This is a genomic window from Streptomyces sp. NPDC102270, assembly GCF_044766405.1.
Lineage (GTDB): Bacteria > Actinomycetota > Actinomycetes > Streptomycetales > Streptomycetaceae > Streptomyces.
On sequence record NZ_JBIWLX010000058.1, the window covers coordinates 1 to 7,944 of the forward strand.

2 protein-coding genes are annotated in these 7,944 nt (G+C 70.7%); both read left to right on the forward strand.

Annotated elements, in window-relative coordinates:
- Window positions 1-9: 9 nt before the first annotated feature.
- A complete protein-coding gene (locus ACIRP7_RS45370; RefSeq protein WP_403672878.1) occupies window positions 10-4,713 on the forward strand; it encodes an amino acid adenylation domain-containing protein in 4,704 nt (1,567 codons plus the stop codon).
- 2 nt (window positions 4,714-4,715) lie between these two features.
- Window positions 4,716-7,944, forward strand: a 3,229-nt coding sequence (locus ACIRP7_RS45375; RefSeq protein WP_403672881.1) for an amino acid adenylation domain-containing protein, incomplete at its 3' end; no start/stop codon positions are given.

Below are 7,944 nucleotides of genomic sequence, written 5' to 3' on the forward strand. Positions count from 1 at the left end.
CAGCGGGAGGTGCTCGGGAGCGAGGACGATCCGGGCAGTGTGCTGTCCGGGCAGGTGGCGTACTGGCGCGAGGCGTTGGCCGGGGTCCCGGAGGAACTCGTCCTGCCCACTGACCTGGCGCGGCCCGCGACACCTACCTACCGCGGTCACACAGTGGGGCTGGAGATCCCCGCAGGGCTGCACGAGGGCCTGCTGTCGGTGGCCCGGGAACAGGGGGCGACCGTGTACATGGTGCTGCAGGCGGCGTTGGCGGTCACCCTGAACCGGATCGGTGCGGGCACGGACATCCCGATCGGTGCGGCGATCGCCGGGCGCACCGATGAGGCGCTCAACGACCTGGTCGGGTTCTTCGTCAACACGTTGGTGATCCGTACCGACCTGTCCGGCGACCCGACCTTCGGCGAGGTGGTCGAGCGGGTCCGGGAGAGGGGCCTGCGCGCGTACGAGAACCAGGACGTGCCGTTCGAGCGGTTGGTGGAGGAGCTGTCACCGACCCGGTCGCTGGCCCGTCAATCGCTGTTCCAGGTCATGCTCACTCTGCAGAACACCGCCACGGCGTCCGGCGATGGCCGGTCCGAGCTGGAGCTGCTGGAGCTGCCGGGGCTGCGGGTCGGCCGGCAGGCCGCCGGAACGGGGGTGGCGAAGTTCGACCTGAGCATGTCGCTCGGGGAGACCTTCGACGCCCAGGGCGCTCCGGCGGGTCTGCGTGGTGTCATGATTGCGGCAGCCGACTTGTTCGACGCGGACACGGCCGAGCGGATCGCGGTCTGGCTGGTTCGCGTCCTTGAGACGGTCACGGCCGAGCCGCGGACCCGGCTTGCGGCGGTGGCCGTGCTGGGTGAGGACGAGCAGGAGCGGATCCTGACGCGCGGGCGAACCGCGCGTCAGGTGCAGACCGTGCTGGCCACGCAGCCCGGCGTGGCTCAGCTTGCCGTCATCGAGCGCGAGCACGATGCGGACGACAGCCAGGCATCCCGGACGGGAGACGGCGGGCTGGTCGCTTATCTCGTACCCGCCGACTCCGGCGCTGATCACGCGGCGTTGGCGGACGCGGTGCGGCAGTTCGCCGGGGACCGCCTGGCCGAGCAGCTGGTGCCCTCCGTGGTGGTGCTGGACACCCTGCCGCTGACGTCGGACGGGGCGCTGGACCTCGCGGCCCTGCCTGCACCGGACGACTCCGGCACCGCGGATGAGGACGTCCGAGTGAGCCGTGGTCCGGCAACGGTGCAGGAGGAGATCCTGTGCGCCGCGTTCGCACACGCCCTGGGGCTGGAGAGCGTCGGCGCGGAGGACAACTTCTTCGCCCTGGGGGGTCACTCCCTGCTGGCGGTGTCGCTGGTGGAGTACCTGCGGGTCCGGGGTATGTCGATCTCCATCCGCACCCTGCTGCGCAACCCCACGCCGGCCGAGCTGGCCGGCGCTGCCGGGTCGGTCCAGGTGGTGATTCCGCCGAACCTGATTCCCGAGGGTGCTGCCGAGATCACGCCCGGGATGCTGCCGTTGGTGGAGCTCACTGAGGCGGAGATCGAGTTGGTCGTGGCCACGGTCGAGGGCGGCGCGGCCAACGTGGCGGATGTCTACCCGCTCGCTCCGCTCCAGGAGGGCCTCCTCTTCCATCACCTGATGGCGGATCAGGGATCTCAGACGGACGTCTACATGCGGCCGTCGGTGTTGGGATTCGACTCGCGGGAGCGGGTGGACGCGTTCTTGGACGCGCTGCGGGAGGTGATCGACCGGCATGACGTCTACCGCACGGCGTTCGTGTGGGAGGGGCTGCGCGAGCCGGTGCAGGTGGTGTTGCGTCGGGTGGAGCTGCCGGTCCAGGAGGTCGTGCTGGACCCGCAGGGCCCCGACCCGGTGGAGCAGCTGGCAGCCATCGGCGGATCGTGGATGGACCTGAGCCGGGCGCCCCTGATGACGGTCCACATCGCGGCGGAGCCCGGTGGTGACCGCTGGCTGGCACTGCTGCAAATGCACCACCTGGTGGGGGACCACACCTCACGGGACGTGATGCTCGGGGAGCTTCGGGCGTTCATGTCCGGCCGTGCCGACACGTTGCCTGAGCCATTGCCGTTCCGCGACTTCGTGGCGCAGGCCCGCCTCGGTACGCCGCGTGAGGAGCACGAGCGGTACTTCGCCGAGCTGCTCGGGGACGTCACCGAGACGACGGCGCCGTTCGGGCTGCTCGATGTGCACGGTGACGGCACCGCCGCGATGCACTGCCAGGTTCCCCTCGATGCCGAGGTGGCCGGCCGGGTGCGTGAGGTGGCGCGGCGGCAGGGCGTGAGTGCGGCGACGGTGTTCCACCTGGCGTGGGCGCGGGTGCTGGCATCGCTGTCGGGCCGTGACGATGTGGTGTTCGGTACGGTGCTGTTCGGCCGGATGAACGCGGGCGCCGGTTCGGACCGGGTGCCGGGCCTGTTCATGAACACCCTGCCGGTGCGCGTGCGGGTGGACTCGCAGAGTGCGGGTGAGGCGCTGGACGGCATGCGGGGCCAGTTGGCCGAGCTGCTGGTGCACGAGCACGCGCCGCTTTCGCTGGCGCAGCAGGCGAGTGGGGTAACGGCCGGCAGCCCGCTGTTCACCTCGATCTTCAACTACCGGCACAGCGAGGCCGCTGCACAGGGCAGTGGCCCCGGCCTTGAGGGCGTCGGGGTGCTGACCGCGAGCGACCCCACCAACTACCCCGTGAGCGTGGCTGTCGACGACATGGGGAGTGGCTTCTTCCTGACCGCCAAAGCCGTGGCACCGGCCGATGCGGAGCGGATCTGCGCGCTGTTGCAGACCGCCGTCACGAACCTGACTGCCGTTTTGGAGGACGCTCCGCAGACGCGGTTGTCGGCGGTGGGGGTCCTGGGTGAGATCGAACGCCGTCAGGTTGTCGAGGAGTGGAACGACACGGCGGTCGAGGTGGCGTCGTCGACGTTGCCGGGGTTGTTCGAGGAGCGGGTGGGGCTGGCTCCGGGTGCGGTGGCGGTGGTGGCTGACGGCGTCGAGGTGTCGTACGCGGAGTTGGACGCGCGGGCGAACCGGTTGGCGCGTCATCTGATCGGTGTGGGGGTGGGGCCGGAGTCGGTGGTGGCGGTGTGCCTGGAGCGCGGTGTGGACCTGATGGTCTCGCTGCTCGCGGTGGCGAAGGCGGGCGGCGCGTACATGCCGGTGGATCCGGGGTATCCGGCGGAGCGGATCGCGTACATGGTGCGGGACGCCGCTTCGGTGCTGGCTGTTGCGAGCCGGGCTACGGCCGGGGCGCTGGCGGGGTCGGTGCCGGTGGTGCTCCTGGACGATGCCGCGACGGTTGCGGAGCTGGCCGGGTCGTCGGGTGAGGGGGTGACGGATGCGGAGCGTCGGTCGCCGTTGCTTGCGGCGCATCCGGCCTATGTGATCTACACGTCGGGGTCGACGGGGCGTCCCAAGGGTGTGCTGGTGTCGCATGCGGGTGTGGCACACCAAGTCGCGGGTCATGTGCGGTGGTTGGGGGTTGGTGCTGGTTCGCGGGTGGGGCAGTTCGCCTCGGCGGGTTTCGACACCTTCGGGTGGGAGTGGTTCATGGCCTTGCTGACGGGTGCCACGCTGGTGGTCATTCCGCAGGACCGGCGGCTGGGTGAGGCGTTGCCCCTGTTCCTGGCGGAGCAGGGCGTGACGCATGTGACCTTGCCGCCGGCGGTGCTGGCGACGCTGGACGCGGGTTCGGTGGATCGCGGCGTGGTGGTGGTGACGGCGGGTGAGGCCTGTCCACCGGAGGTGATGGCGCGCTGGGCCGAGGGCCGCGGGATGTTCAACTCCTACGGCCCGACGGAGACGACGGTGGATGCCACGTTGTGGCGGTGCGATCCGGCGTCGTCGGTGGTGGCGATCGGCACGCCGGTGGTCAACACCCGGGTGTACGTGCTGGACGAGTCCCTGCAGCCCGTACCGGTCGGTGTGGCGGGCGAGTTGTACGTCGCGGGCGCGGGGCTGGCCCGCGGCTACCTGGGCCGTGCGGGGCTGACAGGGGAGCGGTTCGTGGCGAACCCGTTCGGTGCGCCGGGCGAGCGGTTCTACCGCACGGGTGACCGGGCGCGGTGGACGGTTGAGGGGCAGTTGGTGTTCGCGGGTCGTGCGGACGACCAGGTGAAGATCCGGGGTTTCCGGATCGAGCCGGGTGAGGTCGAGTCGGTGGTGATCGGGCATCCGCAGGTCGCTCAGGCGGTGGTGGTGGTGCGTGAGGACGTGCCGGGTGACAAGCGTCTGGTGGCCTACGTGGTGCCGGCCGTTGATGGTACGGGCGAGGAACTGGCGGCCGGGGTGGCTGCTTTCGCGGCCGAGTGGTTGCCGCAGTACATGGTCCCGGCCGCGGTCGTGGTCATGGACGCGCTGCCGCTGACCGTCAACGGCAAAGTGGACCGCAAGGCCCTGCCGGCCCCCGACCTGGGCCCTGCGGGCGCCCACCGGCCCCCGACCACGCCACGCGAACAGCAGATCTGCGACGCGTTCGCGCAGGTGCTGGGGGTCGCATCGGTCGGGCTCGACGACGACTTCTTCGCCCTGGGCGGTCACTCGCTGCTGGCGGTGCGACTGGTCAGCCGGATCCGGAAAGCACTCAACGCGGAACTGCCCATCCAGGCCCTCTTCGAGGCACCGACGGTCGCCGGTGTGGCAAAGCGGCTCGAATCGGTGAACAAGAAAGCACGGCCCGCGTTCCGGGCGATGCGCGCGAACAAGGAGTCCTGACGATGATCCCGGTTTCTTTCGCCCAGCAGCGGCTCTGGTTCCTGAACGAGCTGGAGGGCCCGAACGCCACCTACAACATCCCGCAGGGCCTGCGGCTCACCGGCACCCTCGACATCGCGGCGCTGGACGGCGCCCTGCGCGACGTGGTGACCCGCCACGAGGTGCTGAGGACAGTGTTCCCGGCGGTCGACGGGCAGCCGTGGCAGAACATCCGCGACGCCGAGTCGGTGGGCTCGCTGCTGACCGTGGTCGACGCCACCGCCATGACCGAGCCGGAGTTGACCGCCGAACTGGCCGGCGCCGCTCGCTGCGTTTTCCGCCTCGCCGAGGAACTTCCGCTACGAGCCTGGCTGTTCTCGCGCGGCGAAGCCGAGCACGTGCTGCTGCTGGTGGTGCACCACATCGCCGGTGACGGCTGGTCGATGGGCCCGCTCGCCCGGGACGTCTCCAGCGCCTACCGGGCCCGGCTGGCCGGCACCGCGCCCGACTGGGACGAACTGCCCGGCCAGTACGCCGACTACGCGCTCTGGCAGCGCGAGCTGCTCGGCGAGGAGGACGACCCGGAGAGTCTGCTCATCGAGCAACTCGCCTACTGGCGACAGGCGCTGGCAGAGCTGCCCGAGGAACTCACGCTGCCCTTCGATCGGCCCCGCCCGCCCGTCGCCAGCCACCGCGGCGGCACCGTGGAGTTCCAGCTGCCCGCTGAACTCCACCGGGGAATCACCGAACTGGCACGGGCCGAGGGCTGCACCCCGTTCATGGTGCTGCAGGCGGCGCTCGCCGTGCTGCTGTCCGGGTTCGGCGCCGGCACCGACATTCCGATCGGCACCGCGGTCGCCGGCCGGATGGACGAGGGCCTCAACGACCTGGTGGGCTTCTTCGTCAACACCCTGGTGCTGCGAACCGACTTGGCCGGTGCGCCGAACTTCATCGAGCTGCTGGGCCGGGTGCGTGAGACCAGCCTGCGCGCGTTCGAGCATCAGGATGTGCCGTTCGAGCGACTGGTGGAGGAGTTGTCGCCGATGCGGTCGATGGCCCGTCACCCGCTCTTCCAGGTGATGCTCTCCTTGCAGAACAACGCGCAGCCCGTGCTGGACCTCCGGGGCCTCGCCGCCAAGTCGGTGGCCGCCGGGCCGGCCCCGGCCAAGTTCGACCTCAACTTCACCTTCAGCGAGAAGTTCGGCACGGCAGGCGCCCCCGCCGGCCTGACGGCCAGCCTGGTCTTCGCCCGCGACCTGTTCGACGAGCAGACCGCCGAGCGGATCGGCAACGGCTTCGTCCCGGTACTGCGGGAGCTGCTGGCGGCACCGCAACGCTCGATTCTCGAGGTCGAGTTGATGACCGAGGAGGAGCGCGAACTGGTCCTGACGGGCTGGAACGACACGGCGGTCGAGGTCGAGCCGTCGACATTGCCGGGGTTGTTCGCGGCGCGGGTGGCTGTGACGCCGGATGCGGTGGCGGTGGTGGCCGAGGGCCTTGAGCTGACGTATGCGGAGCTGGATGCGCGGGCGAACGCTGTGGCGCGGCGCCTGGTTGAGCACGGCGTGCGCGCGGAGTCGGGTGTCGCGGTGCTGATGGAGCGCTCGGCGGATCTGGTGGTGGCGCTGCTGGGTGTGGTGAAGGCGGGCGGGTGCTATGTGCCGCTGGACAGCCGTTACCCGTTGGCGCATCGGCAGACGATCGTGTCCGAGACGGGCGCGAAGGTGGTGCTCACCGATGCTGGACTGCGGGACCAGGCCGAGGAGTTGGGCCTGACCATGCTGACGGTCGACGCGGCGACTGCCGATCCGGTCGACGTTCCGTGCTCCACGCGCCAGTTGGCGTATGTGATGTACACCTCCGGCTCGACCGGTCGCCCCAAGGGCGTGACGGTGACGCATGCGGACGTGGCGGCGCTGGCGCTGGACCGGCGGTTCGCGGGTGCGGGGTTCGAGCGGGTGCTGCTTCACTCGCCGTACTCCTTCGACGCGTCGACCATGGAGCTGTGGGTCCCGCTGCTGACCGGGCGCCGGGTCGTGGTGATGCCGGCCGGTGATGTCACGGCCGTCTCGCTCGCCGAGGTGGTCTCCTCCTTCGAGGTCACGGCGCTGTGGCTGACGGCGGGGCTGTTCGCCGTGGTGGTGGAGGAGGACCCGGGGTGTCTGGCCGGGGTGCGTGAGGTGTGGGCCGGTGGTGACGTGCTGTCGCCGGTGGCCGTGGCCCGGGTGCGGGCGGCCTGCCCGGACATCGTGGTGGTGAACGGGTACGGGCCGACCGAGGCCACCACGTTCGTCGCCGCGCACACCGCGGTGGACGGCGAGGGCGCGCTGCCGATCGGGCGCCCGCTCGACAACATGCGCGCCTATGTGCTGGACGCCGCGCTGCGGCCGGTGCCGGTGGGTGTGGCTGGTGAGCTGTATGTGGCGGGTGCGGGGTTGGCGCGTGGGTACGTGGCGCGCCCGGGGCTGACGGCCGAGCGGTTCGTCGCCGATCCGTACGGGCCGGCGGGTGGCCGGCTGTACCGCACCGGAGACCTGGCGCGGTGGAACGCCGACGGCGAACTGGAGTACGCGGGTCGCGCGGACGAGCAGGTGAAGATCCGTGGTCTCCGGATCGAGCCGGGTGAGGTGCAGGCCGTCCTGGCCGCTCACCCGGGCCTGGAGCAGGCGGTGGTGCTGGTCCGTGAGGACGTGCCGGGCGACAAGCGCCTGGTCGCGTACGTCGTGGCGGACGGCGACGGTGTCGAACTCGCGTCGCACGTCCGTGAGTTCGTTGCTGAGCGGTTGCCGGAGTACATGGTTCCGTCGGCTGTGGTGGTGTTGGAGGAGTTGCCGCTGACCGTCAACGGCAAGGTGGACCGCAAGGCCCTGCCCGCCCCGGACTACACGGAGCCGGCGGGTGGGGGCCGGGGTCCGGTGACGGTGTGGGAGGAGTTGCTGTGCCAGGCGTTCGCGCAGGTGCTGGGGCTGCCCGCGGTCGGTGTGGAGGATGACTTCTTCGCGCTGGGTGGCCATTCGCTGTTGGCGATGCGGTTGATGAGCCGGGTGCGTGCGGTGCTGGGTGTGGAGTTGCCGTTGCGGGTGCTGTTCGAGCGTCCGACGCCGGCCGCGGTCGCGGCGTGGATGGGTGAGGCCGGCGCGGGCCGGGCGGCGTTGGTGCCGATGGTGCGTCCGGAGCGGGTGCCGCTGTCGTTCGCGCAGCGCCGGCTGTGGTTCCTGGGGCAGTTGGAGGGTCCGAGCGCGACCTACAACA